Source organism: Methylocaldum sp. (assembly GCF_035627495.1).
Classification (GTDB): domain Bacteria; phylum Pseudomonadota; class Gammaproteobacteria; order Methylococcales; family Methylococcaceae; genus Methylocaldum.
This window is the reverse complement of sequence record NZ_DASPLO010000050.1, coordinates 1-24,491: the sequence shown is the minus strand read 5'-3', so window position 1 is coordinate 24,491 and position 24,491 is coordinate 1. Positions and strand designations below refer to the sequence as shown.

Annotated in this window: 30 protein-coding genes and 1 tRNA gene; 13 read left to right on the top strand and 18 right to left on the bottom strand. The window is 54.7% G+C overall.

Annotated features, from left to right (window positions below):
- Positions 1-189: 189 nt before the first annotated feature.
- Entirely contained in the window at positions 190-666 is a 477-nt protein-coding gene (locus VEB01_RS04255; protein WP_324873122.1) for a PepSY domain-containing protein, read from the top strand.
- Between the two features lie 194 nt (positions 667-860).
- Here the strand turns inward: VEB01_RS04255 and VEB01_RS04250 are convergent, their stop codons facing one another.
- Together VEB01_RS04250 and VEB01_RS04245 are read right to left on the bottom strand one after the other, a co-directional pair.
- The gene (locus tag VEB01_RS04250; RefSeq protein WP_324873121.1) at positions 861-1,838 is read right to left on the bottom strand and encodes an FAD-binding oxidoreductase; all 978 of its coding nucleotides are present in this window, start codon (positions 1,836-1,838) and stop codon (positions 861-863) included.
- Between the two features lie 32 nt (positions 1,839-1,870).
- Positions 1,871-2,239 (bottom strand): group I truncated hemoglobin, encoded by a 369-nt coding sequence (locus VEB01_RS04245; RefSeq protein ID WP_324873119.1) that lies wholly within the window; start codon positions 2,237-2,239, stop codon positions 1,871-1,873.
- 428 nt (positions 2,240-2,667) lie between these two features.
- Here VEB01_RS04245 and VEB01_RS04240 point away from each other — a divergent pair, with 428 nt between their 5' ends.
- The 4 genes from VEB01_RS04240 to cysB all read left to right on the top strand — a co-directional run bounded on the left by VEB01_RS04240 (position 2,668) and on the right by cysB (position 5,400).
- Positions 2,668-2,871, top strand: a complete 204-nt coding sequence (locus tag VEB01_RS04240; RefSeq protein WP_324873118.1) for a hypothetical protein — start codon at positions 2,668-2,670, stop codon at positions 2,869-2,871.
- 95 nt (positions 2,872-2,966) lie between these two features.
- Positions 2,967-3,467 (top strand): cytochrome P460 family protein, encoded by a 501-nt coding sequence (locus VEB01_RS04235; RefSeq protein WP_324873116.1) that lies wholly within the window; start codon positions 2,967-2,969, stop codon positions 3,465-3,467.
- A gap of 247 nt (positions 3,468-3,714) precedes the next feature.
- Positions 3,715-4,038, top strand: coding sequence for a ferredoxin FdxA (fdxA, locus tag VEB01_RS04230; protein WP_324873113.1), 324 nt, complete (start codon positions 3,715-3,717; stop codon positions 4,036-4,038).
- Positions 4,039-4,425: 387 nt separating this feature from the next.
- Positions 4,426-5,400, top strand: coding sequence for an HTH-type transcriptional regulator CysB (cysB, locus tag VEB01_RS04225; protein WP_324873112.1), 975 nt, complete (start codon positions 4,426-4,428; stop codon positions 5,398-5,400).
- Positions 5,401-5,604: 204 nt separating this feature from the next.
- Here cysB and VEB01_RS04220 read toward each other — a convergent pair whose 3' ends face one another.
- From VEB01_RS04220 to VEB01_RS04170, 11 genes are all read right to left on the bottom strand, one after another.
- Positions 5,605-6,342, bottom strand: a complete 738-nt coding sequence (locus tag VEB01_RS04220) for a phosphoadenylyl-sulfate reductase (RefSeq protein ID WP_324873110.1) — start codon at positions 6,340-6,342, stop codon at positions 5,605-5,607.
- A 163-nt stretch (positions 6,343-6,505) separates the two neighbouring features.
- Positions 6,506-8,134 (bottom strand): chaperonin GroEL, encoded by a 1,629-nt coding sequence (groL, locus tag VEB01_RS04215; RefSeq protein WP_324873108.1) that lies wholly within the window; start codon positions 8,132-8,134, stop codon positions 6,506-6,508.
- 43 nt (positions 8,135-8,177) lie between these two features.
- Positions 8,178-8,468: a co-chaperone GroES gene (gene groES / locus VEB01_RS04210; protein ID WP_077728447.1), complete on the bottom strand. Its 291-nt coding sequence runs from the start codon at positions 8,466-8,468 to the stop codon at positions 8,178-8,180.
- A gap of 218 nt (positions 8,469-8,686) precedes the next feature.
- Positions 8,687-8,902 (bottom strand): DUF2905 domain-containing protein, encoded by a 216-nt coding sequence (locus VEB01_RS04205; RefSeq protein ID WP_324873104.1) that lies wholly within the window; start codon positions 8,900-8,902, stop codon positions 8,687-8,689.
- Between the two features lie 3 nt (positions 8,903-8,905).
- Entirely contained in the window at positions 8,906-9,838 is a 933-nt protein-coding gene (locus VEB01_RS04200; RefSeq protein ID WP_324873103.1) for a vWA domain-containing protein, read from the bottom strand.
- A complete protein-coding gene (locus tag VEB01_RS04195; protein WP_324873102.1) occupies positions 9,835-10,407 on the bottom strand; it encodes a tetratricopeptide repeat protein in 573 nt (190 codons plus the stop codon). The genes VEB01_RS04200 and VEB01_RS04195 overlap by 4 nt, the downstream gene beginning before the upstream one ends.
- Complete coding sequence (locus VEB01_RS04190; protein ID WP_324873101.1) at positions 10,395-11,378, bottom strand: vWA domain-containing protein; 984 nt, start codon at positions 11,376-11,378, stop codon at positions 10,395-10,397. The genes VEB01_RS04195 and VEB01_RS04190 overlap by 13 nt, the downstream gene beginning before the upstream one ends.
- Positions 11,375-12,292 (bottom strand): hypothetical protein, encoded by a 918-nt coding sequence (locus VEB01_RS04185; protein ID WP_324873099.1) that lies wholly within the window; start codon positions 12,290-12,292, stop codon positions 11,375-11,377. Before VEB01_RS04185 ends, VEB01_RS04190 begins: the two co-directional genes overlap by 4 nt.
- Before the next feature lie 3 nt (positions 12,293-12,295).
- Positions 12,296-13,138 carry a DUF58 domain-containing protein gene (locus VEB01_RS04180; RefSeq protein WP_324873097.1) on the bottom strand — a complete coding sequence of 281 codons (843 nt, stop codon included), beginning with the start codon at positions 13,136-13,138 and terminating at the stop codon, positions 12,296-12,298.
- Positions 13,135-14,163 (bottom strand): AAA family ATPase, encoded by a 1,029-nt coding sequence (locus VEB01_RS04175; RefSeq protein WP_324873095.1) that lies wholly within the window; start codon positions 14,161-14,163, stop codon positions 13,135-13,137. The genes VEB01_RS04180 and VEB01_RS04175 overlap by 4 nt, the downstream gene beginning before the upstream one ends.
- Positions 14,164-14,337: 174 nt before the next feature.
- A complete protein-coding gene (locus VEB01_RS04170; protein ID WP_324873094.1) occupies positions 14,338-14,688 on the bottom strand; it encodes a hypothetical protein in 351 nt (116 codons plus the stop codon).
- Between the two features lie 416 nt (positions 14,689-15,104).
- On the opposite strand from VEB01_RS04170, the gene VEB01_RS04165 reads away from it, so the two are divergent.
- Positions 15,105-15,938: a RibD family protein gene (locus VEB01_RS04165; protein ID WP_324873092.1), complete on the top strand. Its 834-nt coding sequence runs from the start codon at positions 15,105-15,107 to the stop codon at positions 15,936-15,938.
- A 28-nt stretch (positions 15,939-15,966) separates the two neighbouring features.
- Complete coding sequence (locus VEB01_RS04160) at positions 15,967-16,698, top strand: pteridine reductase (RefSeq protein WP_324873090.1); 732 nt, start codon at positions 15,967-15,969, stop codon at positions 16,696-16,698.
- On the opposite strand, the gene folK is transcribed toward VEB01_RS04160, so the two are convergent.
- Positions 16,691-17,188 carry a 2-amino-4-hydroxy-6-hydroxymethyldihydropteridine diphosphokinase gene (gene folK / locus VEB01_RS04155; protein WP_324873088.1) on the bottom strand — a complete coding sequence of 166 codons (498 nt, stop codon included), beginning with the start codon at positions 17,186-17,188 and terminating at the stop codon, positions 16,691-16,693. The two genes, VEB01_RS04160 and folK, sit on opposite strands and share 8 nt — an antisense overlap.
- Positions 17,181-17,546: a dihydroneopterin aldolase gene (folB, locus tag VEB01_RS04150; protein ID WP_324873086.1), complete on the bottom strand. Its 366-nt coding sequence runs from the start codon at positions 17,544-17,546 to the stop codon at positions 17,181-17,183. The genes folK and folB overlap by 8 nt, the downstream gene beginning before the upstream one ends.
- Before the next feature lie 81 nt (positions 17,547-17,627).
- On the opposite strand from folB, the gene plsY reads away from it, so the two are divergent.
- On the top strand, positions 17,628-18,218 hold the full coding sequence (gene plsY / locus VEB01_RS04145; protein ID WP_324873084.1) for a glycerol-3-phosphate 1-O-acyltransferase PlsY: 591 nt from the start codon (positions 17,628-17,630) through the stop codon (positions 18,216-18,218).
- Between the two features lie 36 nt (positions 18,219-18,254).
- Here the strand turns inward: plsY and tsaD are convergent, their stop codons facing one another.
- On the bottom strand, positions 18,255-19,277 hold the full coding sequence (gene tsaD, locus VEB01_RS04140) for a tRNA (adenosine(37)-N6)-threonylcarbamoyltransferase complex transferase subunit TsaD (protein WP_324873082.1): 1,023 nt from the start codon (positions 19,275-19,277) through the stop codon (positions 18,255-18,257).
- Positions 19,278-19,391: 114 nt separating this feature from the next.
- Here tsaD and rpsU point away from each other — a divergent pair, with 114 nt between their 5' ends.
- From rpsU to VEB01_RS04115, 5 genes are all read left to right on the top strand, one after another.
- Complete coding sequence (rpsU, locus tag VEB01_RS04135; RefSeq protein WP_324873080.1) at positions 19,392-19,625, top strand: 30S ribosomal protein S21; 234 nt, start codon at positions 19,392-19,394, stop codon at positions 19,623-19,625.
- 12 nt (positions 19,626-19,637) lie between these two features.
- Complete coding sequence (locus VEB01_RS04130; protein WP_324873078.1) at positions 19,638-20,087, top strand: GatB/YqeY domain-containing protein; 450 nt, start codon at positions 19,638-19,640, stop codon at positions 20,085-20,087.
- Between the two features lie 68 nt (positions 20,088-20,155).
- The gene (gene dnaG / locus VEB01_RS04125) at positions 20,156-21,880 is read left to right on the top strand and encodes a DNA primase (RefSeq protein WP_324873076.1); all 1,725 of its coding nucleotides are present in this window, start codon (positions 20,156-20,158) and stop codon (positions 21,878-21,880) included.
- An 85-nt stretch (positions 21,881-21,965) separates the two neighbouring features.
- The gene (gene rpoD, locus VEB01_RS04120) at positions 21,966-23,756 is read left to right on the top strand and encodes an RNA polymerase sigma factor RpoD (RefSeq protein WP_324873075.1); all 1,791 of its coding nucleotides are present in this window, start codon (positions 21,966-21,968) and stop codon (positions 23,754-23,756) included.
- Positions 23,757-23,769: 13 nt separating this feature from the next.
- Positions 23,770-23,846: transfer RNA gene (locus tag VEB01_RS04115), tRNA-Ile, on the top strand.
- Positions 23,847-24,190: 344 nt separating this feature from the next.
- Here VEB01_RS04115 and VEB01_RS04110 read toward each other — a convergent pair.
- Together VEB01_RS04110 and VEB01_RS04105 are read right to left on the bottom strand one after the other, a co-directional pair.
- Positions 24,191-24,379: a hypothetical protein gene (locus VEB01_RS04110; protein ID WP_324873074.1), complete on the bottom strand. Its 189-nt coding sequence runs from the start codon at positions 24,377-24,379 to the stop codon at positions 24,191-24,193.
- Between the two features lies 1 nt (position 24,380).
- Positions 24,381-24,491: integrase core domain-containing protein (locus tag VEB01_RS04105; RefSeq protein WP_324873123.1), on the bottom strand; the 111-nt coding region annotated here is incomplete at its 5' end.

The window sequence follows — 24,491 nt, the reverse complement described above, 5'->3', positions numbered from 1 at the left end:
GCCGATATATACATGTTTTTGAGCCGCCAAAATCGGAAAGAGGATACGCCATTCATTCTCCGTGACTGCTAATCGGTTCGCCATTTCGTAAATGGCGAGCGACATCGCCGGAGAGCTCCCGAAATGTCAACAGAACCTAATGCAATGAGTGGTGCGCGTTTCATTCATCACACAAGGAGGAGTCGAATCATGCGATTTATCATCTTTGGTTTGCTGAGTCTTGGTAGCCTTGTGGGCTGTAACGGACGCTCAACCGAGCAGAATGTTCCGTTGGAACAAGTGCCACCGGCGGTAAGGGCGGCGGCAGACAAGGCGGTGCCGGGAGTCAAGTGGGAAAAGGCTGAAACGGAGACCGAAAAAGGCCAAGCCATCTACGAGATGAAAGGTCGCGATTCATTGAACCGGGAGGTGGAGGTCGAGGTGACTCCAGAGGGAACGCTGGTTGAAGCGGAGACCGAAATTCCTTTGGAAGAAGTCCCGATCGTTGTCCGTGAGGCGTTGAAGGCAAGGTTTCCCAATTTCAAACCGGAAGAGATCGAATCAGTCGCCAAGGGAGTCGGTTCCGGCGGATACGAATTCGAAGGGCGAGATGAAAGGAATAAGAAGATCGAAGTATTTATTTCGGCGGATGGAAGCCAGGTGACTGTTGAAGAGGATAGTGATTGAACGGGCTATTCCTTAGGTCGGTAAGCTTTCATACCGCTTCGCGTGACTGTAACCCCAATAGCTGCAAACTGAGGTAGCGGACACCGTGCTGCGACGCGAGCTGCACTCAGAGTGGGTTGGGTAATGATTCCTGCGGATTTGCGTCTGGCGTCGACGATAGACGCGTGGTGCAGCCCTTCTCCGATATTTTAAGATCAGCCGGTTATCGCGTTCGACGTGAACGCGTCGCACGCGATGTCTTTCATGGATGCGCCAGCCAGAAAGGCCTTTTTTTGCGCGACTTTCACCATTTCCGGGTGCCCGCATAGAAAGACTCGCCATCCAGCCAAGCGGGGCACCTCGCTTAAAGCGACCTGGTGAGCCCTTCCGCTGGTGAATCCTTTCGGAACGTACCCACCGGACAGGCAAGGCGTGTACTCAAAATTGGAGTAGGTTCGGGTAAGCTCTTGCAATTGGCCGATCAGATAAAGACCATTCCGATTTCGGCTTCCGTGAAATAGCCTAATCGGTCCGGTATGGCCTTGCGCAAGGGCATCCCGAACGATACCGTAGAGTGGCGCAAGCCCGCTGCCCGTTCCAATCAGCAGCAGGCCTTGCTCGGGCGCCCCGGGTAGATAAAAGCAGTCGCCGCTTGGGCCTTGAATATCAACCGTATCACCCGGCTGCAGTCCGTCGTGCACCCAGCTGCTCACTCTTCCTTCCGGAACTCGTCGCACGTGGATATGAAGATGGGGATCTTCGCCCGGTAGGCTGGCAAGAGAATAGCTACGTGCTAAGTTCTCCTTCTGGTATAGATTGATGAATTGCCCGGCCCGGTATTCCAGCTGTCCGTGTGATTGCAGGCTGACGTGCATAATTTCGGCGTTCAGCAGCTCCATGCCCACGATGGTCGCCGGTGTCCGAGCAACCTCGCGGCCCGGCAGCGAGATCGTAAGGTCTTCTTCCGGATTGCATATGCAAGCCAGGAAATAATTTCGATCTTTTAGTGCCGGTTTCAGTCCTTTTTGTGCAGCGTCCGGGGGTTGCCCGACCTCCGCCCGCATCAGACAAGTCTGGCAAATACCGGAGCGGCAAGAGAATGGCACGGATACGCCGTGCGCAATCAAACACTCCAGGACGGACTGGCCGTCGCATAGCGGATAGGTCTGTCCATCGTAGCGAATATCGGGCATGGCGAATTTTCCCTCCCCTGAACGATACCGAGCTATCGTCCCAGAACGTCGTTGCGGGTGCTTTCTGCGATGGCGGCAGCTTCGGCAATGAGCTCTTCCGGCACTTGGAGCTCTTGCATGGTGGCGGCAAGGTTCTCCATCACTGCGTCAAAATGCGAGTCGTTCAATCCGTTCTGGACAAGATGAGCGTGGCCTTTGCGCATGTCGAGCCCGGAGTAGCGATGGGGGCCGCCAAACGCCATGGTCAAAAATGCTTTTTGCTTCGCCGCTTGTCCTGCCATATCGACCCCTTCAAAGAAATGAGCGATTCGGTCGTCACTCAAAACTTTGCGGTAAAAAATATCGACCGCAGCATCTACAGCGGCTTCGCCCCCTAATTTTTCAAAAAGGCTTTGGCTCATTTAGAGTTCTCCTAAATTATGCTTTTCTGTCAAAAATGTAGTATCAATGCATCTTCTGGGGCACAAAAAAACGAGTTAGTCGCGTTTGCTGCACGTAAGATGCATCATGTATACATGTTATGAGGCGATTAACTGCCCTGTCAACTTCCGGAGGTCTGTGCGTTGCGAGGCTGGGTAAAAAGGCCGAAAATCGGCCCATGCAGTAACCCAATATGCCGATTATTCTTTGCGTGTCCTGATCTATATGTGGTTCAGGCGCCGAAAGGTGCGGCCACGATTTCCGAGAGTGCCGATTAACTCAATATCTCACGCAATCACTTGGTTAAAGTTGTTCACAATTTATCGGTCCAGGGTTCTGTTGTCGCAACTCGCGATAGGGGGTAGCTGGGAGGCCCGCCGAATCCATCAATATCGGCGACGTTGTCCGTTTGACGGAACCGAATTTCGATCTCGCCGAGTGTTTCCACCGGGGAAAAGAGCGCTGTGTCATCCCCGTGCTTGTGCAGCCGATTCTATATAGCGCCCATCGGGCATTCATGGATGTTTTACACCGCTATACCTTGGCCGATGTCGCCGAAACTTGCATCGGGCAGCGTGGGAGCAATGTCTCGGCAAGCTCCTACGTTCGGTAGGGGAAGCCTCCCCAGCCCAACTGAGTTGGCGGTCGTGGTGTGTATTCGTTTCCGCTACGGGTTTATTTTTACGACTTTTAGAGGAGATTCCTGCAGTGAAGAAGATTTTGATGCTTTTAGGGGCCGCGGTCGTTGCGACAGTTGCTTGGGCGGAGCAGGCCAGTGTGGCTCCAGCTCCCAATGGGATTACGATTCCGCAAAACTATAAAGACTGGCGGTTGATCGCCGTTTCCCAGCGCCCGGAGACCGGCACCCTCCGTGCCATTTTGGGCAACGATGTAGCCATTGATGCGGCCAGAGCAGGAAATACAAAGCCTTGGCCCGATGGAGCGGTGCTGGCCAAGCTAGTGGTGAAACAAAAGAACCATCCAAGATTTCCGACGGCTATGGTACCGGACGAATTTGTCCATGCCGAATTCATGATCAAGGATTCGGCCAAGTTTGCTGCGACGGGCGGTTGGGGCTTCGCCCGATGGTTAGGGGAGAAGCAGGAACCGTATGGAAAGGACGCGAATTTTGTTCAGGAGTGTGTCGGCTGTCACACGACCGTCCAACAGAACGATTGGGTATTCACGGGGCCGATGAAATTGCCCTGAAGCGGCAAGGGCTAGGACATAGCCGATATTCACTGGATAAGCGGCCGGTTGTTTGGGAATTGACCCGGGTGCATGTAAAATGCGCCTCTTAATTTTTGAGAGGCTGGCCCTCACCGCTCCAACTGCGAGACAGACCCGACCGGTTTTCCTCGAAGGAGCGGTGAAACTGCATACGTAGGGCCGAGTCCAATAACGAGCGAAACAGGCTGTTCCCTGATACCTCATACAGCTTACAGGAAAATTTGAAATGACTTTCGTAGTAACCGAAAACTGCATCAAGTGCAAATTCACTGACTGCGTCGATGTATGCCCGGTCGACTGCTTTCATGAGGGGCCGAATTTTCTGGTCATCGATCCTGACGAATGCATCGATTGCACTTTATGCGAGCCCGAATGCCCGGCCAATGCAATCCATTCCGAGGATGAAGTTCCGGAAGGCCAAGAGCAATTTATCCAGATGAATGCCGAACTTTCGAAAGTGTGGCCGAGCATCACGGAGGTCAAGCCCGCTCCGGAAGACGCAGATGAGTGGAACGGCAAACCGAATAAGATCGAATATCTGGAAAGATAGTCTGAAATCGCCGGCGGCGAAGGCGATGAAGGTTTATGCGCTAGGGACTCGGCAAAGTTGGTGTAATCGTCTTTTCGTCGTGTAAAGTTACGCTGAAAATTCAATCCAGACCCATATTCAAAGGCGCTGTTGGAATCAACAGCGCCTTTCTTGTTGTTAGAGTGACGAAAGAAATCTGTCGTATCCACGTCTATCGCTTGGCCATTCCCTCCCACTAACCGGGCCGCCATGTAGCGAATCTTTCCGCCGCCGGACTCCAGGGTCAGTCCAACCGTCTGTTTTTTTGACGATTTATTTGCCATTCGAGCCGGAGCTTACGAAATGACACGGCCGGAAAGAGTATAATTTTTCGTTTCCCTAATCACTCGGGATGAACCCGACGACGCTATGAAATTGCAGCAATTACGCTACATATGGGAAGTTGCGCAGCATGAATTGAATGTTTCGGCCACGGCCGACAGTCTTTACACGTCGCAGCCGGGAATCAGCAAGCAAGTCAGGCTTTTGGAGGACGAGCTAGGGCTTCCGATTTTTGCGCGGAACGGCAAGCACCTGACGGAAATCACCGCGGCCGGCAAACAGATCGTGGCCATTGCCGGAGAAATCTTGGGCAAGGTTCAGGACATCAAGCACATCGCGCAGGAGCACCGCGATAATAAAGTGGGCTCGCTGTCCATTGCGACCACGCATACCCAGGCGCGCTATGCCCTTCCTTCTGCAATAAAGGAGTTCATGCGCCGCTATCCCGGGATCAAGCTCAATATAAACCAGGGCACCCCGATGCAGATTTCGGAATTGGCCTCGCGTGGCGTGGTCGACATGGCGATCGCCACGGAAGCCATGGAACTGTTCGAGAACCTCGTCATGCTGCCGTGTTATCAATGGAATCGCTGTATCCTGGTGCAGCAAGGGCATCCTCTGGCGCAAAAGACCGAGTTTACTCTCCAGGATGTCGCCGAATACCCCATCGTGACTTATGTTTTCGGTTTCACCGGACGCTCGCAACTGGATCAGGCGTTCGAGAAGGCGAATCTGCATCCTCAATTGGCTTTGACCGCGGTGGATGCGGACGTGATTAAGACTTATGTGAGGCTGGGTTTAGGAGTCGGAATCGTGGCCAAGATGGCTTACGATCCGGTCGCGGATGCAGACCTGATTCCGCTCGATGCCAGCCATCTGTTCGGCCGAAGCACCACCAAGATCGGATTGCGGCGGGATATGTTCATCCGCAGTTTCATTTACGAATTTATCCGCTTGTTCGCGCCGCATCTGACTCGGGAGCTGATTGACCAAGCGATGGCCCAACGGGAGCAAAGAGACGTCGAGGCCTTGTTCGAGAATATTGCGTTGCCGGTGCGTTAGCCCGCATTTCTCACCCCCTCCTACTACGGACGCCGATTCGCTCGCCGTACTCCTTCTCACCGGCTACGCCTTCGCCGCCGCTCAAGTCCGTGCGACGCGCCACAACGGCGTCTCGATGCCCTCGCTATGAAGGGGGGAAATGCGGGCTAGTTCTCGCAAGATATGTCCGGCCTTGCGGGCCGGAGTTCTGATGAGTTTCGATCCTTAAACCTTTTCGGCCGTTTTAAGATTCCCGGCATGTAGACCGCATTCTTTCTTCGCGGCATCTTCCCACCACCACCGGCCTTCGCGCTCATGCTGATTGGGCAGAATCGGCCGGGTGCACGGTTCGCAGCCTATGCTGACGAAACCCTTGCGATGCAGCTCGTTAAAGGGCACATCGTAGGCTTCTATGTAATCCCACACCTGTGCCGACGACCAGTTTGCGAGCGGATTGAATTTGATCAGGCGATGATCGGGCGTGGAAAACATGTCGTCCAACTCGATTTCCGCCAGATGTTGCCGCGTCGGGTTTTGGTCGCGCCGTTGCCCGGTAATCCAGGCGTCCAACTGACGAAGCTTGCGCCGGAGTGGTTCGACTTTACGGATACCGCAGCATTCGTGATGGCCATCCTTGTAAAAGCTGAATAAGCCTTTCTCTTTGACTAAAGCTTCCAGCCGCTCGTGATTCGGCAAAAGAATGTCCAATTGGATGGGGTATCGTTCCCGAACCGTCTCTATCAATCTGTAAGTTTCAGCATGCAAGCGGCCGGTATCCAAGGTGAAGACCTGTATGCCCGGCTTAAGCTTGCTGGCTATATCAATCAGCACCACGTCCTCGGCGCCGCTGAAGGATATGGCGATATTGTCGAACCAGGTGAGTGCCGTCTTGAGAATGAGACGGGGATTCTTTCCGGCTAATTCGTTTTTCAAGTGGTCAAGATCGAAGGATTCAGTGCTCATGTCGTTTTCGGGAAGGAACTCTAATGAGTAAGGTAACACACGATGTTCGATCTCTAAAAATTCTAAAAATTACTTTTCTTATAGAAAAAAGAGATAAATCCAGACGAAAAAGCCCCACCGTTTCCGGCGGGGCTTTGATTCCGTCGACTGCGTAAACAGTCGATTACATCATGTCTTCCATTCCAGCGCCCGGCATGCCGGCGGCTTTTTCCTTCTTCGGCTGTTCAGCCACCATGGCTTCGGTGGTGAGCATCAGTCCGGCCACGGAAGCCGCGTTCTGCAAAGCGGAACGGCTAACCTTGGTCGGGTCCAGGATACCCATTTCGATCATGTCGCCATAATCGCCAGTGGCGGCGTTGTAACCGAAGGTGCCTTCGCCTTCCTGAACCCGGTTCAGGATAACGGAAGGCTCGTCGCCGGCATTGGCCACGATCTGGCGCAGCGGTTCCTCGATCGAGCGGCGCAGGATAGCGATGCCCACAGTCTGGTCGTGGTTCTTGCCTTGCAGGTCCTTCAGGGCTTTTTGAGCGCGGATGAAGGCGACGCCGCCACCCGGAACGATCCCTTCTTCAACGGCAGCGCGAGTCGCGTGCAGCGCGTCTTCGACGCGGGCTTTCTTTTCCTTCATTTCCATCTCGGTCGCTGCGCCGACTTTGATGACGGCAACGCCGCCGGCCAGCTTGGCCACGCGCTCCTGGAGTTTCTCGCGGTCGTAGTCCGAAGTGGTATCTTCGATCTGCTTGCGGATCTGCTCGACGCGAGCCTTGATGTCTTCGGCCTTGCCGGCGCCGTCGACGATCGTGGTGTTTTCCTTGTTGATCTGGATCTTCTTTGCACTGCCGAGATCGCCCAGGTCGACCTTCTCGAGGCTCAGGCCCAATTCTTCGGAGATGACGCGGCCGCCCGTCAGGATAGCGATATCTTCCAACATGGCCTTACGGCGATCGCCGAAGCCCGGAGCTTTCACAGCTGCAACCTTGATGATGCCGCGCATGGTGTTGACCACCAGGGTAGCCAGGGCTTCGCCCTCCACGTCTTCGGCAACGAGCAGCAGAGAACGGCCGGATTTGGCCACTTTTTCCAGCAGCGGCAGAAGATCGCGGATATTGGAGATTTTCTTGTCGTGCAGCAGGATGTACGGATTTTCGAGCTCGACGCTCATCGTTTCCTGGCTGTTGATGAAGTACGGCGACAGATAGCCGCGATCGAACTGCATACCTTCGACGACATCCAGTTCGTTGTCCAAACCGGAGCCTTCCTCGACGGTGATCACGCCTTCCTTGCCCACTTTATCCATGGCGTCGGCGATGATCTTGCCGATGCTCTCGTCGGAATTGGCGGAGATGGTGCCGACTTGAGCGATTGCTTTGCTGTCGGTGCAGGGTTTGGAGAGTTTCTTCAACTCTTCGATCACGACGCCGACCGCTTGATCGATGCCGCGCTTGATGTCCATCGGGTTGGCGCCCGCAGCCACCGATTTCAAGCCTTCGCGGACGATGGCTTGCGCCAGAACGGTCGCCGTGGTGGTGCCGTCGCCGGCGACGTCGGAAGTCTTGGATGCGACTTCCTTTACCATCTGCGCGCCCATGTTTTCGAACTTGTCTTTCAGCTCGATTTCTTTTGCGACGGAAACGCCGTCTTTGGTTACCGTCGGAGCTCCGAACGCCTTTTCCAGCACGACGTTGCGGCCTTTCGGGCCCAGAGTCTGCTTCACGGCGTCGGCCAAAACGTTAACGCCGGCCAGCATGCGCTGACGGGCATCATCTGAAAAACGGACTTCTTTAGCTGCCATCAGTTAATTCCTCCAAAATCAGGCTGAACGTTAGGGTCGCGAATTAGGCTTCGAATACGCCCATGATGTCGTCTTCGCGCAGCATCAGGTATTCGGTGCCGTCGATTTTGACTTCGGTACCGGCATATTTGCCGAACAAGACTTTGTCACCGACTTTTACATCCAGTGCGCGCACTTGACCGTTATCCAGGGCCTTGCCGTTTCCTACGGCCACAACTTCACCTTTGATCGGCTTTTCCTTCGCGGTGTCGGGAATCACGATTCCGCCTGGAGAAGTTTTTTCTTCTTCCCAGCGTTTTACGACGATACGGTCATGCAAGGGACGAATTTTCATGATGACTGTTTTCTCCTTGAAGAAAGTTGAATCTCAAAAAACCACGATAATGGTGTTAGCACTCTCTATCGAGAGCTGCTAACAATATAGTGATCGGCTCCTGGTTTTCAAGAGGCGGGAGTATGAAATTTAGATGACAAGCTGCTGGAGCTCGCTTAGTTCAAACGAGCGGTGAATTGAATTTGAAGTGTCCCGAAGCCGATGTGGCAACCAAGCGATTAGCGGCGGAAAAACAGGTTGATCAACAGAGTCAGCACGATACTGACGATGATCATGGACGTGATAGGGATGAAGATATATCGATTTTCGTCCTGAATCCGGATATCTCCGGGAAGCTTTCCGAACCAGCCGAACAGTCCCGGTGCATAGGATAGGACGAGTCCGACGATAAATAGGAGGATACCGAGATAGATGAGAATTTTCCCGAAGGACATCGTTCAAGTCCTCTTTGGAGTTTTGCCGCCATCAATCAAGTAGACCGAAGCGAACAGCAAGAGTGCTGCGACACCTAGCAGCCATCGGATGTCGGTATTTGTGGTGCGGCGCTCGGCGAATTCCGCGGCGCGCAATGCTTCCATAAGATCTTCCGGCGTTTCCAGCCGATGGTAGCGGAGCCCGGTTGTCGCGCTTAGTTCGCGCAGACGGTTTTCGTCCAGCCAGGAGAGATAATAGCCCTCGCGCGGCGGCCGGGGCGCCGTCTCCTGTTCTTTTGTTTCGTAGGCTGTGCTGGATTCCGGCATTTGCGCGATGTCGGTGTTTTCCCAGTAACCGACGAGCCGATTTTCGCGATCATATTTCGGGACGACGGTTGGGTGCGCTCCGCCCACGCCCACGATCAAGCCGGCGACTTCTCCCGGTTTCCCGGTAAACATGGGGCTTAGCGTTTGCGGCGGCGCTTCCTGGCCGTCGGTGAAGAACGCGAGCCGGATGCCGGGATCTCGGTTTTTTACGTCCCGGATAGCGGCATAAACGCCTTGAGCGACAAAGCTGTTGGCCGCCCAGGCCATGCGCCAATCGACATGGGAGAGCACATCGTCGATCACCGGAAGGTGTTCGCAAACTTCGACGGGTTCGAAGAGCAGCTGGACGCTTTGGGTCGTGAAAAGGCCGAGCCCGACTTCCGAGCCGCAAGGCAGATCATGCACCGCCTGGCGGATCGATTCCTTGACGAAATTGAGCCGGTCCGCCGGCATGTTTTCGATATGGTAATCACGGACATTCATGCTCTGCGTGATGTCGATGACGAAGGCATAGCGGTAGACCCGCAGAGGCAGCGGGAGTTTCGGGTTGGCAAAGGTCAGGGCCACGAGTATAGCGGCAACGAGCAGTGCCACCGTGCGCCAGTCCCGGCGGAAGAGGCGCGTACTCACGGCGCGCCGCCCGGAATGGTGGGCACGGTGGCGAACACGCTGGGTTTTGCACCATGCCAATCCGCCTTTTCCCGCTCCTTGGCCGGCGGCGTAATCCGATACGCGTATTCGAGATTGAAGCGGGCATCCCAGTTATCCGGATTCAGCCGCAGAGCCTTCTGCAACTGTTCTTTGGCCAAGGCGACCAGCGTGTTGACGCGGACATACTCCAAAACGCCCTTGGCATTCCAGAGCGCGGCGGCTTCTCGGAGATAAAGCGTTCCAAGGTTGTAGTGCACGTGCTCGCGAAGTTGTTCGTCACCACGGTCAAGAATGCTGGCGTAAAGGCGTAGAGCCTCTTGCGGCTCGCCCGATTGCTCAAGCTGACGGGCTTTGGCGAATACCAGAAAGGGCGGCGTTTTATCGTCGACCTCGATCCGTTCCGGTTCGGAGATCAAGGTGTTTTGCCGGGTGATTCGGAAAACGGCATAGCCTTCGTAAACGATCCCCATCAGCAGCACCAACAGAATGCCCCAGATCAGCGCCGGCGAGTGCCGCATTCGCATCAAGGACGCGATCAAGTGGGCCACGATTTCACCTCCAGTGCCTTGGCGCCGAGCAGTAGCGCCAGAAAAATCAAGGCTGCGGCGTGGCAATAGCCGGATATATCCCGGCGCGGCAGTTTTTCCAGATAGCGCAGCGGAAGATTTTCCAGTTGCTCCACCTCGGTGATCGCGCGTTGCAGTGCTTCCGGGTTCTCCGCCTCGAAAGCCCGATAAGGCACGCCGAGGTCTTGGAAATATTGATGGAGAAAATATTCCGGCGTCGTGCTTTCACCCGGGTTAGCCGGTTTTTCCGAAAGGCGTACGCTCCTCGGATTGCGGAGGTAAATCCAGTAAAGGGTCGCCTGCGTTTCCTGAAACCACTGCCGGAGCTGGTCACGGGTTTCCTCCTCGATGCGGGCCGCGCCGTCCGAAACCAGCAGGACGATCCGGGAGCCGGTGAAAGGCTTTCCGCTGTAAAAATCGAGCGCCATCGCCAATCCCGGCGCGATGTTGGTCACTCCGTGACCACGGCCGCTGGCGGCCTCGATGGCCGCCAAGATCGCCGTTCGATCCTGGGTGAAGGGCATGACATACATCGGCGCGGCCGAAAAATCGATCATGGCGAATAAATCGTGTTCTCGCCGCCCGACGAATTCGGCCAGCAGCTTGCGGGCTATGGCGCCTTTGGTTTGCTGCGCGCCGCCACCCATGTAGCGGCCCGAAAAGTTCTCGTTCATGCTGCTGCTACGGTCCAGCAACAGCACGATATGAGCCCCGGTGCCGGTTCTTTCCACCCATTGTTCGTGCAAATAGGGACCTGCGATGCCCAGGCTGAGGCACAGCGCCGCCGCGGCGGCGCTGAACCGCAGCAGCCGGTCGAGTGCTGTCGACAGCGGATCGTTTGGGATCAGCAAAGTCGTGGAGTAGGAAATTGCAGCTTGTCCGCTTCCAAATAAAGGAAGCAGGGCGGTAATCCCGAGCAGCAACGCCCAAGGTGCGGAGAACCCGATGTTCAAACCCTGCTCCTTTCGGCGGCAGCGCACCGGCGGCATAAGGTTTCTAGCCGGGTGAGCGGATAATCCGCCGGAATCGGTACATCGGGAACTGTAAAAAAGACTTTCCGCGACAAGGCGAAGAAATGATTCAGCTCGTCTCGAAGTTCCGTAAACGCCGGGCGGTTTGCAAGGAATGTCTCCAATTCCGCGGCGAATAAACGAAAACCGGCGGTGTCGTCCAAGGCCCGGTGTAGTGCCTTAACCGCAGTCCGGTACGCATCGGCATCGGCCGGCTTGCGGCTGAGTTTCTTGAGGTCGCGTAAGGCGTGCGCAAACGGCCTGGCCGAACTCGCAAACGGTAACTTGCCGTATCGCCAAGCGAGAAGCAGAAGTACGACTAAGATACCGCCGAGGTAGGCGATGAGCCTCAGAAGGCGTGGCTGGATCGGAAGCGGCTCGGGAACAGTGGAGTCGCGAATTTCGACCTTTTCGTCCGCGACACCGGGCGGAATGATCGGTGCGATCATGATATCCCAGGGCGGCGTTTGCACTTCCAGGGGTTCTTGGCCCCGAAAACGGATCGGCAGTGCCGGGATGGTCAATTTTTCCGGTTCCCGTACGCCTTTGAACGCCTGATAAGTCAGTCGCAGTCGATAATGTACCGCGCGCTCATCGGTGGTCTTTGTCCAATTGACGGTACGGATATCCAGCCATTCGCTTACCGCGCCGGGCTTGGGCAGGTATTCGGTTTCTAATGCATAACAGTTGGGCACCGTAATGAGGGCGTCATAGTCGACAAGATCCCCCATGACATAACCGAAATTCCGTGGTGCCGATAGTTGGATTCGAGGCGCCGATTCGGTGGCGTAGGCGAGGGCGGGAACTAACAGGAGCGCCAGGCTCACGCCGAAATTCACTTTAAGTGACGGACGCATCGCTCAAGTCTGATAAAAATAACGGGTCAGCGCATCCGGGTCGAAGCGGTCGATCAGAAAGAATGGCTCTCGCCCGTAAAGCGTGCATAACTCTCCCAGGTCGTCGCGCCGCTTTGCAAACGACGCTCGAATTTTATCGCGAAGCGCGGGGCGCATGAATAATCGCCGGCGCACCCCGGTTTCGGGATCTACGAAATGAACGAGCCCCCAGGACGGCAGCCGTTCGTACTCGGCGCTGTCCCATAACACCACCGGAACGACGTCGTGGCGGACCAGAGTGTTTAGCAGCGCGTCGAGGCGGTCCAGCGCGAAGTGGAAATCCGAGACGAGGAACACCAAGGCTCTCTGCTTGCCGAGATAGGGCGCGACCTTATCCAGCCCGGCGGCGGATTTGCCCTCTGGGCGGAGGTTTTGTAGGCCCTGTAACAGTTCGGGAACGGCGCCTTTGTGCCAGCGCAGCGGCAGAAAAAAGTCCCAGCGTATCGTGCTGTCGCAGCCGATAAAGCCGAAGGAGTCGCCGGTGCGATAAGCGGCATAGGCTACCGATGCGATAAACCCGGCCAACAGTTCGATTTTCGATGTCGTGCCGCGAAAGCCCATGGATGCCGAAAGGTCGGCGACCACGTAAACAGGAATCGCGCTCCGCTGCCGAAAGGTGCGCACCATGAGTTGACCGAAGGGGTCGTGCAGCGTGGCGCGTATGTCCAAATTTCGCGGGTCCGGATTGGCCGTTAAGGGCACATGACCGGCGAATTCGTACCCGCCGCCGTATTGCGCACTGCGATGAGGTCCGGGGTGGACGCCGGGCGAGCGCCAGTCGACCTGGTAATGGAACTCGGGGATCAAGGTGCTGCGACGCGTTGCAGAATACGGCTCATAAGTTCCCCGACCAGTTCGCTGCGGCGAAGTTCATAAACGGGATTGAAGAAGACCCGATGAGCAGTGGTGTCCATGAAGACCAGCCGGACGTCCTCGGGGATCAGGCTAGTCCGGTCATTCAGCCAGGCCGAGACACGGGCCGCCCGCATCATCATGCTCATTCCTCTAGGGCTGGCGCCGGCAAGGATAAGCCGCTGCATGTCCACGCCATCTATTTTGACGCCGTAATCCTGAGGCTTTCGAGTGGCCTGCCAGAGATGGAGTGCGTATTGTTGCAGCGTGTCGCTGGCTTTGATTTCGCCCTGAATGACGCGGGCGATATCCGCAATGTCGCGGTAGGGTAGAGCACCCGGTTGGACGTCGTCGATCAATCTATCGGTGTCGTGAAAGCGGGGATCGAACATCAGGTCGCGTTGCAAACCTAAGTCCTGCGGCGTCTCGATATGCAGTTCCATCAGAAAGCGGTCGCGCGCCGCCGAGGGGATTTCGAAGGTTTCTTCCTTCTCGACCCGGTTACGATCGGCAAACACCTGGAGGTGAGGAAAAAAATATTCCCGGTTGAAGGCCGTGATGCTGCGCTCGGCCATGACCCGCAGCAGCAGCGAGTGTACTTGGGGACGAGCCCGGTTCACCTCGTTAAAGAAGAATACCGAAAGCTGTTCGCCATGTTTGAGGATAGGCCCCGGATCGACCTGCGGCTTGCCCAGTTCGTTGATGTAGGTATGGTAGATGAGATCGTTGGGCATCAAATCAATGGTGCCCTCGATTCGTTCGTAAGCGCCGCCCAATCCGCGCGCGACCGCCCGCAGCAACGTGGTCTTGCCGACCCCCACGTCGCCTTCCAGCATCACGTGACCGCGGGAAAAAACCGCCAGAGTTATTTGGTGGATGGCGCGATCGAGGCCTATTACAGCCTTTCCGATCTCCTGCTCAAAGTTCAGGGCGCGTCGTCGCCAGTCGGCGAGCAGCGTGTCTTTGTCGTAGTGAGGCATGGGTTGCGGGCTGATCGATGTGTAGGCGGAACGGATAGCGGACTGCGGAATAGGCTACAGCATCGAGGGGCGCAAAGTAAAAACCCCGCATCGCGGGGTTTTTGTCAGCTTCGACTGTCGGGTGAACGCTTTTTAGGAATGCATGGCGTAATCCCGCGATCGATCGAGAGATCCTTAAGCGGTCGTGGTGCTGCCGGTCTCGGTCGGTTTTGCCGAATTGATGAGCGGATCGAAGCGCTGAATCTGGCTGTATCCGAAGGAGACCAATTGCACACCGATATCGATAACCAGTTTGTAAAGTTCGGGCATGCGGGAGACGAGATAGCCGATATAACCCAAGGCCGAGATGCCAAGTCCGGCGGCGAGGACAGTCGGCAAGCCGATGCCGTGGAAGATGCGGATGATCTGGGTCAGTATGTCCAGTGGCAACAGCAGCAAGACGCCGAAGTAGACGAGTGTCATAAAGGTGAATAACACAAATATCACGAACTTGAACGTCTTCGCCAAAATAAGATCTATTTTCATGCGTATTTTTCCTTCCCAAGCTAAAGCTAAAAACCTTTTGTCCGGGCCGGACCGATGGGAGTTGTTATTACCGCCCAAGTCTCCGCGGTAGGTCGGGAGCCCCTTCAAAAAAACAAAAGCCGCGAAGTACCGGCTTGAATAAAAATGGCTGTGATAAATTTTGACGGCATTTTAGCATATCAATCCTCCCCGGCCAGCTTTAATCCGGGATGGTGGGCCTTGGATCAAGGCATTCGTTTGCGGCGGCAATCCGGTGTTGCCAAGGGACGTAGGCTGGCTAGGTCTGTTCTAAGAATGGCGTTTATCTTTTCCGTAATTGTGGGCCTCGATATTAGGACATTCCGGATGTTTTGCATCGAACATGCAGGATTGTTTTTGCCCGCTGCGGACCCATATAACTAGCATGTCATCCTGAAATGGCCAAAAGTGTTTTTCGCCTATTTCCTCCGCCTTTTGAAGAAGTGACTCTGGAAGGGCTTTATCTTCAATTGAATCTGCATCGGCAGGGTACGCCTGATTTACCGTTCGTCTACGCCAATTTCCTCACGAGCTTGGATGGACGGATTGCATTGGAGGATTCGAGCGGGCAGACATACCTTCCCAAGAGCTTGACCACGCCGGATGATTTCAGATTGTTCCTGGAGCTGGAATGCCAGGCGGATTGCCTGATTACGCACGGCGGGTATCTCCGCTCGCTGGAGCAGAAACGCCTGGGCAATATTTTGCAAGTCGGCCTGACAGATACCACTCGCGATCTTGCGAAATGGCGTGAGAAGCAGGGCCTGTCTGCTCAGCCGTCCGTAATTATCGCGAGCGCCAGCTTGGACTTTCCCATGCCGCCATCAATCAGGGAGCAGGGGCAGACGTGTTATATCGCTACGGGAGAACAAGCGGATCCCGGCAGGGTTGATCACTGGCGCAATCAAGGGTACGAGATAATTCTCGCGGGGAAGGGAAAAATGGTGGAGGGCGACTTGCTGACGCGCAGACTGGGCGAGCTAGGTTACCGCACCATTTACCTCATCGCCGGACCGCACATGTTGGATACGATGGTCAGGGGCGGACGTCTGGGACGGCTGTTTCAGACCATCACCCATCAATTGATGGGTGGAGAGGTTTTTCGCACCCTGCTGCCCGGTCCGGAGCTGGGTCCGTTCGGGCATCTCAAGCTGCTGTCCTTGTATTACGATCCTACCTCGCCGTTGGGGGCGGGGCAGTGGTTCGCTCAATTCGAAAGCAATAACTCATAGAGGCTGTTTTAGAGCTATGGGGAGTCGGATGATGAAAGCGGCGCTCGTGACCGGCGCGGCGCGCCGTATCGGGGCGGAAATTGCGCGTCGGCTACATGCGGCCGGATACAATATCGTGCTGCATTATCACCGGTCGGCGGTCGACGCGGAGGCTTTGTGCCATGAGCTTAATGCCACGCGCGCGGACTCGGTTCGTTTGTTGCGGGCGGATTTGCTGGAAATCGGTAAGCTGAGCGAATTGGTCCGCCAAGCGGCGGAGTTTTGGGATGGTTTGGACGTACTGGTGAATAATGCGTCCGGTTTCTATCCCACGCCCTTTGGGATGATCGCGGAGGCTCAGTGGGACGACCTTTTGGGCAGCAATCTCAAGGCGCCGTTCTTCCTGGCTCAGGCAGCCAGCCCATTCCTGCGCAAGCGGAAGGGCTGCATCGTCAATATCGGCGATATCTATGCGGAGCATCCTCTCAAGGACTATTCCGTCTACAGTCTTGCCAAGGCCGGTTTAGTGGCGATGACCCGCGCCCTTGCCAAGGAATTGGCGCCTGACATTCGCGTCAACGGAGTCGCGCCGGGAGCGATATTATGGCCCGAGCACGATGTGGATATCGCAAAGCAGGCGGAAATCCTTGCCCGCATACCTATGAAGCGTGCCGGAGATGTTTCGGATATCGCCCGCGCGGTAGTGTTTCTGGTCGAGGATGCGCCTTACGTGACCGGGCAGATGCTGTCTGTCGACGGCGGGCGGAGCCTGATCAGCTAAGATCCGACACCGAGCCGACCCGCCATTGTTTCACGTCGGTTTTGTCGAATTTGGCCCACAGTTCACCATAGCTCTCGCCGATCACTGGATGCTTTCTTTTCGCTGCGATTTCCGCAAGCGGTTCGAGTACAAAGGCGTAACGGGTAATGTCCTCGCGCGGCAATTTGAGTTTTCCTTCCTGGAGCACCGCGTCGCCGTAAAGAATTAAATCGATATCGAGCGTGCGCGAGGAGAACTTTTTGCAGTCTCGCGTGCGTCCGTGGTTGTTTTCGATTTCAGTCAGGATTTTCGCGATATCGGACACTGGGAGTTCGGTGAAGAATGCCGCCACTAAGTTGTAAAAGCGGGCACCTTCGAACCCCACCGCCTCGCTTTCGTAAACGCTGGAGACAGTTAATGAGCCCACCCGTTCTTCCAGCTCTTTCAAGGCGGAAGGAATGTGCTTTTCTCTGTCGATATTGCTGCCGATGCTCAGGAAAACATCAGGCATATTCTTGTTTCTCTCCCCGCTCGATAACGATTCCCACATCGCTGGCTTTGCGAATCGCGCCCTTCTTGTTGAGCGTCAATCTGAGCCAGGGCACCCTAAATTCATCGATAACAATTTGAGCGACCTTTTCGGCTAGAGTTTCCACGAGAAAAAAGTCGCTCTCCTCGACAAAGGAAATGACGCGTTTGGAAACCGCCTTGTAATCAAGCGTGTGTTCGATATTGTCCGATGCCGCCGCTTTGCGGATGTCGGTGCCCATTTCCAAATCGATCAGGATGGTCTGCTTGATTTTCCTTTCCCAATCGTAGATGCCGATCACTGTCTCGATCTGCAGGCCGCGTAGAAATATAATGTCCATCGTTAATCCGATCGGTTTTCGCTATTTCGCGAATTGGTAACACAAAAATTACAAACCTGACAACCAGGATGCATTAAGCGCATGGCGGTATGGCTTTTAGTTCCTCTTGCATATTTTATGGGCTCGCTATCCAGCGCAGTGATCGTAAGCCGATTGTTCCGCCTTCCGGACCCCCGCGAACAAGGCTCGAAAAATCCTGGCGCGACCAACGTGCTGCGCTTGGGCAGCAAAAAAGCTGCTGCAATTACTTTGCTGGGGGACGCCGCCAAGGGCTTAATTCCGATTCTATTGGCCAAGGCTCTAGACGCTGATGCGTTTATTGTGGGTCTGATCGGGTTGGCGGCGTTTTTCGGACATCTTTATCCGGTGTTCTTCCAGTTTAAGGGCGGAAAAGGCGTTGCTACCGCTTTGGGCATACTCATCGGATTTTCGTGGATGGTAGGGCTGGCTGCTCTATCAACATGGATTGCGACTGCTTTCGTCTCGCGAATCTCGTCGCTTGCCGCTTTGGTTGCGGCCGTGCTTGCGCCGGTTTACGTTTGGCTCTTGATCGGCTCTGAAGTTTTAACCGGGGCGGCCGCCGTGATGGTTTTGTTTCTGGTTTGGCGGCATCGCGGAAACATCGAGCGTTTGCTCCAAGGGCAGGAAGCTCGGATCGGGCGCAAAGCCTGATAATCTCACGGCCACAGCCGGTTTAGGTTATCGGTCTTATGCTGGGTTAAGCGGAGTCAACGTACTTAAAGGCCAGCGGGGATAGGCGTTAATTTCCGGCGGTTCTGTTTGGCCCGCTAGCAGTCTCCGGCAGCCGGTAAATGCGATCATGGCGCCGTTGTCGCCGCAAAATTCGAGTCTCGGGAAATAGACCCGGCAGTTTTCTTCCCGTGCCATGTGGTGAAGCTTCTCGCGCATGGATCGATTGGCGCTAACGCCGCCGGCAACCACCAAACGAGTAAGCCCGCTTTCCTTGAGTGCCCGGCGGCATTTGATTACCAGTGTATCGACCACCGCGTCTTGGAATGCCTTGGCAATATCCGCTTTATCCTGTCGCGTTTTGGCGGTGGAGCCGAACGTTTGCAGGGCGTGGGTTTTAAGGCCGCTAAAGCTGAAGTCAAGACCTGGCCGGTCGGTCATGGGGCGAGGGAACTCAAATCGATGCGTAATGCCTTCCTCCGCCAGTTCTGCAATTGCTGGACCGCCTGGATAGCCAAGCTCAAGCATCTTGGCCGTTTTATCGAAGGCTTCCCCTGCGGCATCGTCTAGCGATTCCCCTAAGATTCGGTAGAAGCCGATTGCTTCTACTTCAACCAACTGGGTATGGCCGCCGGAAACGAGGAGCGCGATAAACGGAAACTCCGGCGGATCGGGTTCCAATAAGGGTGCGAGCAAATGGCCTTCCATGTGGTGTACGCCAATGGACGGAATCCCCCAGGTCCATGCTAGGCTGCGGGCGACGGAAGCGCCGGCCAGCAGTGCGCCGATTAGTCCCGGACCGGCTGTGTAAGCGATCCCGTTGATTTGCCGTTTGGAGATGCGGGCGTCTGCGATCACTTGCCGAATCAGCGGAACCAGTTTTTTTATGTGGTCACGGGATGCCAGTTCAGGCACCACACCCCCATACTCCGCGTGAGTTTTCACTTGGCTGTACAGGCGATGGGCTAAAAGTCCCTTCTCGGTGTGACAGATCGCCACGCCCGTTTCATCGCAGGATGTTTCAATACCGAGTACATACATACAATTTGACTTTTACCTTGCGGTTTGTAGTGGGTATAATTAGATCCTTTAAGTTGGCGGGATAATCTCGCCTTGGAAATCTTGTCACTTTAGTCGTCAATTTTGGGAAGCTACATGCCGTCGATTAAGCTTAGAGAAAACGAGCCCTTTGAAATTGCTATCCGTCGTTTTAAACGCGCCTGCGAGAAGGCCGGCGTTCTTTCTGAAGTGCGCCGTCGCGAATTCTACGAGAAACCTACCGAAGAACGTAAGCGCAAAGCGGCTGCGGCAGTGAAGCGGCATTTGAAAAAGCTTTCCCGCGAACGGTTTGCTCTGCAGAATCTCCGCAAAGGGCGCCCGCAGACCTGATAGTTGCTTTCGATGAATGTATTGAAAGAACGTCTCCAGGCGGATATGAAGACCGCCATGAAGGCTGGAGAAAAGGAGCGGCTGGGCGTCATCCGGCTTATCATGGCGGGCATCAAGCAGCGCGAGGTGGACGAGCGCATTCAGTTGGATGATGCACAGGTCCTTGCCGTTCTGGATAAGATGGTTAAGCAGCGGCGTGAATCCATCACGCAGTTCCAGTCGGCGGGGCGGGATGATTTGGTTGCTGCGGAGCGCGCGGAACTAAGTGTTATTCAGGAGTATTTGCCTCAAGCCTTGAGCGAAGAGGAAGTGGAGTCTCTGATTAGGGAGGCTTTGGCCGCATCGGGTGCTTCAGGAATCGGCGATATGGGTAAGGTTATGGCTGTGCTAAAGCCGAAAATGCAGGGACGGGCCGATATGTCGATGGTGAGCTTACGGGTCAAAAGCCTGTTAAGCGCCTAGAATGTTGAGTTTCCTTCCTTTGTTTCTTATAAGCGGCGCATCATGAACCGAACCTGCCGGTATAAGCAATGGCCGGCAAGATTCCCCGTCAATTCATTCAAGAACTAATTGCCCGTATCGATTTGGTCGATCTGATCGATGCGCGCGTGCCTCTTAGGCAAGCCGGCAGCAATTTTACGGCTCGCTGCCCTTTTCATAACGAAAAAACGCCTAGCTTTACCGTAAGTCGCGATAAGCAGTTTTACCATTGCTTTGGTTGTGGCGCGCACGGCAACGCTATTGGCTTTCTGATGGATTATGACCATCTGAGCTTTGTCGAGGCGGTGGAGAGTCTCGCAGAATCGGTGGGGCTGAGAGTTCCGACAGATGCCCAAAGCGTAGCAGTCGATCCGCAGTCTAAAATCACGAATGCAATTTACGAGTTACAGGAGGCTGTTTCCCGCTTCTACGCGCTTCAGTTTAAAGTCCATCCGGAAGCGTCGCGCGCAGTCGCTTATTTGAAGGGGCGAGGAGTCAGTGGAGAGCTTGCTCAACGTTATCGCTTGGGCTATGCGCCGCCGGGTTGGCGGAATCTGCCGTCCGAGTTTTCACAGGAGCTGCTGGAGGCAGCGGGCCTTATGATCGTAAAAGGTGATAAGGCCTATGATAGATTTCGGGATCGCATTATCTTTCCCATTCGAGATCGGCGAGGCCGGGTGGTGGGGTTCGGCGGGCGGGTGATGGGCGACGAAACGCCGAAGTATCTTAATTCTCCCGAGACCATCGTTTTCAAAAAGCACAAGGAAGTATACGGTTTGTACGAGCTGTTGAAGCAGTCTTCAAGACCGGAGCGCATCGTGGTGGTTGAGGGCTATATGGATGTCATCGCCTTGGCGCAAAATGGTATTTCCAATGCGGTTGCGACCCTCGGTACTGCCACTTCCAGCGATCATGTCGAGCTGCTGTTTCGTTATGCCGATGAGCTGATATTTTGTTTCGATGGAGATTCTGCGGGTCAGAAGGCAGCTTGGAAAGCGCTCGAAGCAAGCCTTTCTTTTTTGCAGGATGGGCGACAAGTCCGTTTTCTCGCTCTGCCGGAAGGGCATGATCCCGACTCCTTGGCGCGAGCTGAGGGCGCGGAAACTTTTTTAAATCGCCTCGACAGCGCGCTGCCTTTCTCGGATTATTTTTTCAGGTGTCTAGTGCGGCGGCTCGATTTGGGGGCTTTGGAGGGGCGCGCCGCCTTGGTTAAAAAAGCCAAGCCATTGATTGGTAAGTTACCTGCAGGTGTTTTTCGTGAAATGATTGAGAAACGTCTGGCGGAACTTGCGGGGCATGGGGTAGTCGAATCATCCGATAAATCGGCTAAGCTTGTAGGGGCGTCGGAAGCAAGGCTTGTATCCGTAAGTCGAATGCGGCCCTCTGCATCGCGTATTCTTTTGGCGCTCCTGGTGCAAAATCCGGAGCTTGCGGTCATGATTGGCGCTGAGCTGCGTAAGGGATTGCACACCCTCAAAAAAAATGGGTACTTGATCGAAAAGGTGCTCGGGATTTTGGATGTAACTCCGAGCATAACCAGCGGCGGTATCCTAGAGCATTTTCGCGGCACGCCGGAGGAATCGTTTATCGCTAATCTTATACGCTGGGATACTTTGTTGCCCCAGGACGGTATACGAGTTGAGTTTTCGGATGCTTTAATGCGTTTCGAGCAGCATCTCAAGCGAGAGCGTCTGGGTGAGCTCATCAAAAAATCGGAAAAAATGCAGCTCAGTGCCGAAGAGCGGGAGGAAATGCGAGTGCTCATGAGTCTATGAGGTTGGCATTCGTAAGTTTCCTTTTTTCTCAAACTTTTAATATACTGTATTGTTTTGCGGCCATACAGCAGTCACGAGTCAGTTGATGAATCTGGAACAGCAGCAATCTCAGCTTAAAGAGCTTATCGCCAAGGGCAAAATGCAAGGATACCTCACTTTTTCTGAGGTGAACGACCATTTGCCCAGTGATATCGTCGATCCCGAGCAGATGGAAGATATCATCTGCATGATCAATGACATGGGAATCGAGGTGCATGAGGATGTGCCGGATGCGGATTTAATTCCCGAGCCCACCGTTGTTACCGAGGAAGACGAGGACGAGGCGGCGGAAGTTGCGGCGGCACTTGCTTCATCTGTCGACACCGAATTAGGTAGAACCACCGATCCCGTGCGCATGTACATGCGTGAAATGGGAACAGTCGAGCTATTAACCCGCGAAGGCGAATTGAGCATTGCCAAGCGCATCGAGGAAGGGCTGAATCAAGCGGCAAACGAATTGGTTCGTTTCCCAGCTGCCATGGATCATTTCATCAAGGCCTTCGATGCCGTGGAAAACGGAGAGGCTCGGTTGTCGGATCTGATATCCGACTTTTTTGATCCGGGTCAGTCCGAAGAGGTCTTGTTAGACGAAGAATCGGACACCGACATTCTCGAAGAGACTGAAAGTGGGCCGGACCCCGAACTGGTAAAGGAAAAGCTTGGGCTTTTCAATAAACAGCACAAAGCGGCTGTCAATGCGCATCACAAGCACGGTTATCACCATGAACGCACGCAGAAGGCTTTCGACGCTCTTGCGGAGAGCTTCATGGAGTTCAAGAAAACGCCCCAATTTTTCAAGGAGTTGACCGATCTGTTGCACGGCGCGGTCGAGAAAATCCGTGAGCAGGAACGAATCATTCAGGATATCTGTGTCGTCAAAGCAAGAATGCCGCGTGCGGAATTTATCGCTTCTTTCATCGGTAACGAGAGTAATCCTGATTGGCTCCAGAAACGATTAGAGTCGGGCAAGGCCGAAGTATTGGTCTCTTACGCTGACGAGTTGAGACGTGCGCAAAGCAGACTAGCACAGGTAGAAAAGGACAATCAGCTGTCGATCGCCGACATAAAAGAAATTAATCGGCGTGTATCTGTCGGCGAGAACCAGGCACGTCTCGCAAAAAAGGAGATGATCGAAGCCAATTTGCGGCTGGTGATTTCCATTGCCAAAAAATATACTAACCGTGGCTTGCAATTCCTGGATCTGATCCAGGAAGGCAACATCGGCCTCATGAAGGCGGTCGACAAATTCGAGTATCGGCGCGGCTATAAATTTTCGACCTACGCGACCTGGTGGATTCGCCAGGCGATTACGCGTTCGATTGCCGATCAGGCGCGCACCATCCGTATTCCGGTGCACATGATCGAGACGATCAATAAACTGAACCGCATTTCGCGTCAGATGTTGCAGGAAATGGGGCGCGAAGCTACTCCAGAAGAGTTGGCGGTACGCATGGACATGCCGGAAGACAAGGTCCGCAAGGTTCTGAAGATCGCTAAGGAGCCCATTTCCATGGAGACTCCCATTGGTGATGATGAGGATTCTCATTTAGGGGATTTCATCGAAGACTCTCGAGTGATGTCCCCGATCGAGCATGCAACCGTTGCAAGCTTGCGCGAAACTACCCAGCAAGTGCTGGCAGGGTTGACGGCTAGGGAGGCGAAAGTGTTGCGTATGCGCTTCGGAATTGATATGAATACCGACCACACTTTAGAAGAAGTCGGTAAACAGTTCGATGTGACTCGTGAACGTATTCGTCAGATCGAGGCCAAGGCATTGCGGAAACTCCGTCATCCTTCTCGCTCCGAACAACTACGTAGTTTCCTCGACATGGATTAGTGACCATGTTCCCGGGCCCTTAGCTCAGTTGGTTAGAGCAGGGGACTCATAATCCCTTGGTCCAAGGTTCAAGTCCTTGAGGGCCCACCAAGTAAAACAAAGGCTTGCAGCGATGCAGGCCTTTTTTATTTCCCGCGATTGTTGCCAAGGTACAATTTCGGTACAGTGCGCAGTACGAGACACCGTACCGAGAGACTTATGGCAACCATCGTCAAGACCCCTTCATGCACCTGGAAAGCAGTTGTTTGAAAGGCAGGTTGGCCGGCGACGGCCAAGACCTTCCGCACCAAGCGAGATGCCGAAGATTGGTCGCGGCGCACCGAGGATGAAATGGTGTGCGGCATCCATATCCAACGCGCCCCCGCTGAACGCCTGACGGTGCAGGCAGCCCCGCAGCGATACCTGTGTCCGAGGTGACCCCAACAAAACGGCCATCAACGCAAGCCGGAGAGCGCCGAAGAGCGGCAATTCTGGTCGATAAGGTTGGCAAATACTCTCTGATTGCCCTGACGCCCGAAATTATTGCTCAGCACCGCGATAGTCGTCTGGCCGGCGACCTTGGCGATAACGGTGAACGCGTCCCGCGAAGCAACAATTGTATTGACCCAGCGGAATCTGCTCAACTCAAGCCGCTAAAGCATAAGCCTCGGCAGGCGTTTTCCTCCCGAGCGCCTGATGCGGGCGCCGGTTGTTGTAGAAATTAATCCAGTCGCCAAGGACCCGGCTGGCATGCTG

What these genes read in the sequence shown, in the direction of transcription:
- VEB01_RS04250 (WP_324873121.1), bottom strand. Translation starts at nt 1,838, where the DNA reads ATGCCCGATATTCGCTACGATGGACAGACCTATCCGCTATGCGACGGC.
- VEB01_RS04245 (WP_324873119.1), bottom strand. Translation starts at nt 2,239, where the DNA reads ATGAGCCAAAGCCTTTTTGAAAAATTAGGGGGCGAAGCCGCTGTAGAT.
- VEB01_RS04205 (WP_324873104.1), bottom strand. Translation starts at nt 8,902, where the DNA reads ATGTCCTTCGGGAAAATTCTCATCTATCTCGGTATCCTCCTATTTATC.
- folK (WP_324873088.1), bottom strand. Translation starts at nt 17,188, where the DNA reads ATGCCTGATGTTTTCCTGAGCATCGGCAGCAATATCGACAGAGAAAAG.
- groL (WP_324873108.1), bottom strand. Translation starts at nt 8,134, where the DNA reads ATGGCAGCTAAAGAAGTCCGTTTTTCAGATGATGCCCGTCAGCGCATG.
- VEB01_RS04165 (WP_324873092.1), top strand. Translation starts at nt 15,105, where the DNA reads ATGGCCAAAAGTGTTTTTCGCCTATTTCCTCCGCCTTTTGAAGAAGTG.
- tsaD (WP_324873082.1), bottom strand. Translation starts at nt 19,277, where the DNA reads ATGTATGTACTCGGTATTGAAACATCCTGCGATGAAACGGGCGTGGCG.
- cysB (WP_324873112.1), top strand. Translation starts at nt 4,426, where the DNA reads ATGAAATTGCAGCAATTACGCTACATATGGGAAGTTGCGCAGCATGAA.
- VEB01_RS04175 (WP_324873095.1), bottom strand. Translation starts at nt 14,163, where the DNA reads ATGCCTCACTACGACAAAGACACGCTGCTCGCCGACTGGCGACGACGC.
- fdxA (WP_324873113.1), top strand. Translation starts at nt 3,715, where the DNA reads ATGACTTTCGTAGTAACCGAAAACTGCATCAAGTGCAAATTCACTGAC.
- rpsU (WP_324873080.1), top strand. Translation starts at nt 19,392, where the DNA reads ATGCCGTCGATTAAGCTTAGAGAAAACGAGCCCTTTGAAATTGCTATC.
- VEB01_RS04170 (WP_324873094.1), bottom strand. Translation starts at nt 14,688, where the DNA reads ATGAAAATAGATCTTATTTTGGCGAAGACGTTCAAGTTCGTGATATTT.
- folB (WP_324873086.1), bottom strand. Translation starts at nt 17,546, where the DNA reads ATGGACATTATATTTCTACGCGGCCTGCAGATCGAGACAGTGATCGGC.
- rpoD (WP_324873075.1), top strand. Translation starts at nt 21,966, where the DNA reads ATGAATCTGGAACAGCAGCAATCTCAGCTTAAAGAGCTTATCGCCAAG.
- dnaG (WP_324873076.1), top strand. Translation starts at nt 20,156, where the DNA reads ATGGCCGGCAAGATTCCCCGTCAATTCATTCAAGAACTAATTGCCCGT.
- VEB01_RS04255 (WP_324873122.1), top strand. Translation starts at nt 190, where the DNA reads ATGCGATTTATCATCTTTGGTTTGCTGAGTCTTGGTAGCCTTGTGGGC.
- VEB01_RS04130 (WP_324873078.1), top strand. Translation starts at nt 19,638, where the DNA reads ATGAATGTATTGAAAGAACGTCTCCAGGCGGATATGAAGACCGCCATG.
- plsY (WP_324873084.1), top strand. Translation starts at nt 17,628, where the DNA reads ATGGCGGTATGGCTTTTAGTTCCTCTTGCATATTTTATGGGCTCGCTA.
- VEB01_RS04185 (WP_324873099.1), bottom strand. Translation starts at nt 12,292, where the DNA reads ATGCGTCCGTCACTTAAAGTGAATTTCGGCGTGAGCCTGGCGCTCCTG.
- groES (WP_077728447.1), bottom strand. Translation starts at nt 8,468, where the DNA reads ATGAAAATTCGTCCCTTGCATGACCGTATCGTCGTAAAACGCTGGGAA.
- VEB01_RS04160 (WP_324873090.1), top strand. Translation starts at nt 15,967, where the DNA reads ATGATGAAAGCGGCGCTCGTGACCGGCGCGGCGCGCCGTATCGGGGCG.
- VEB01_RS04220 (WP_324873110.1), bottom strand. Translation starts at nt 6,342, where the DNA reads ATGAGCACTGAATCCTTCGATCTTGACCACTTGAAAAACGAATTAGCC.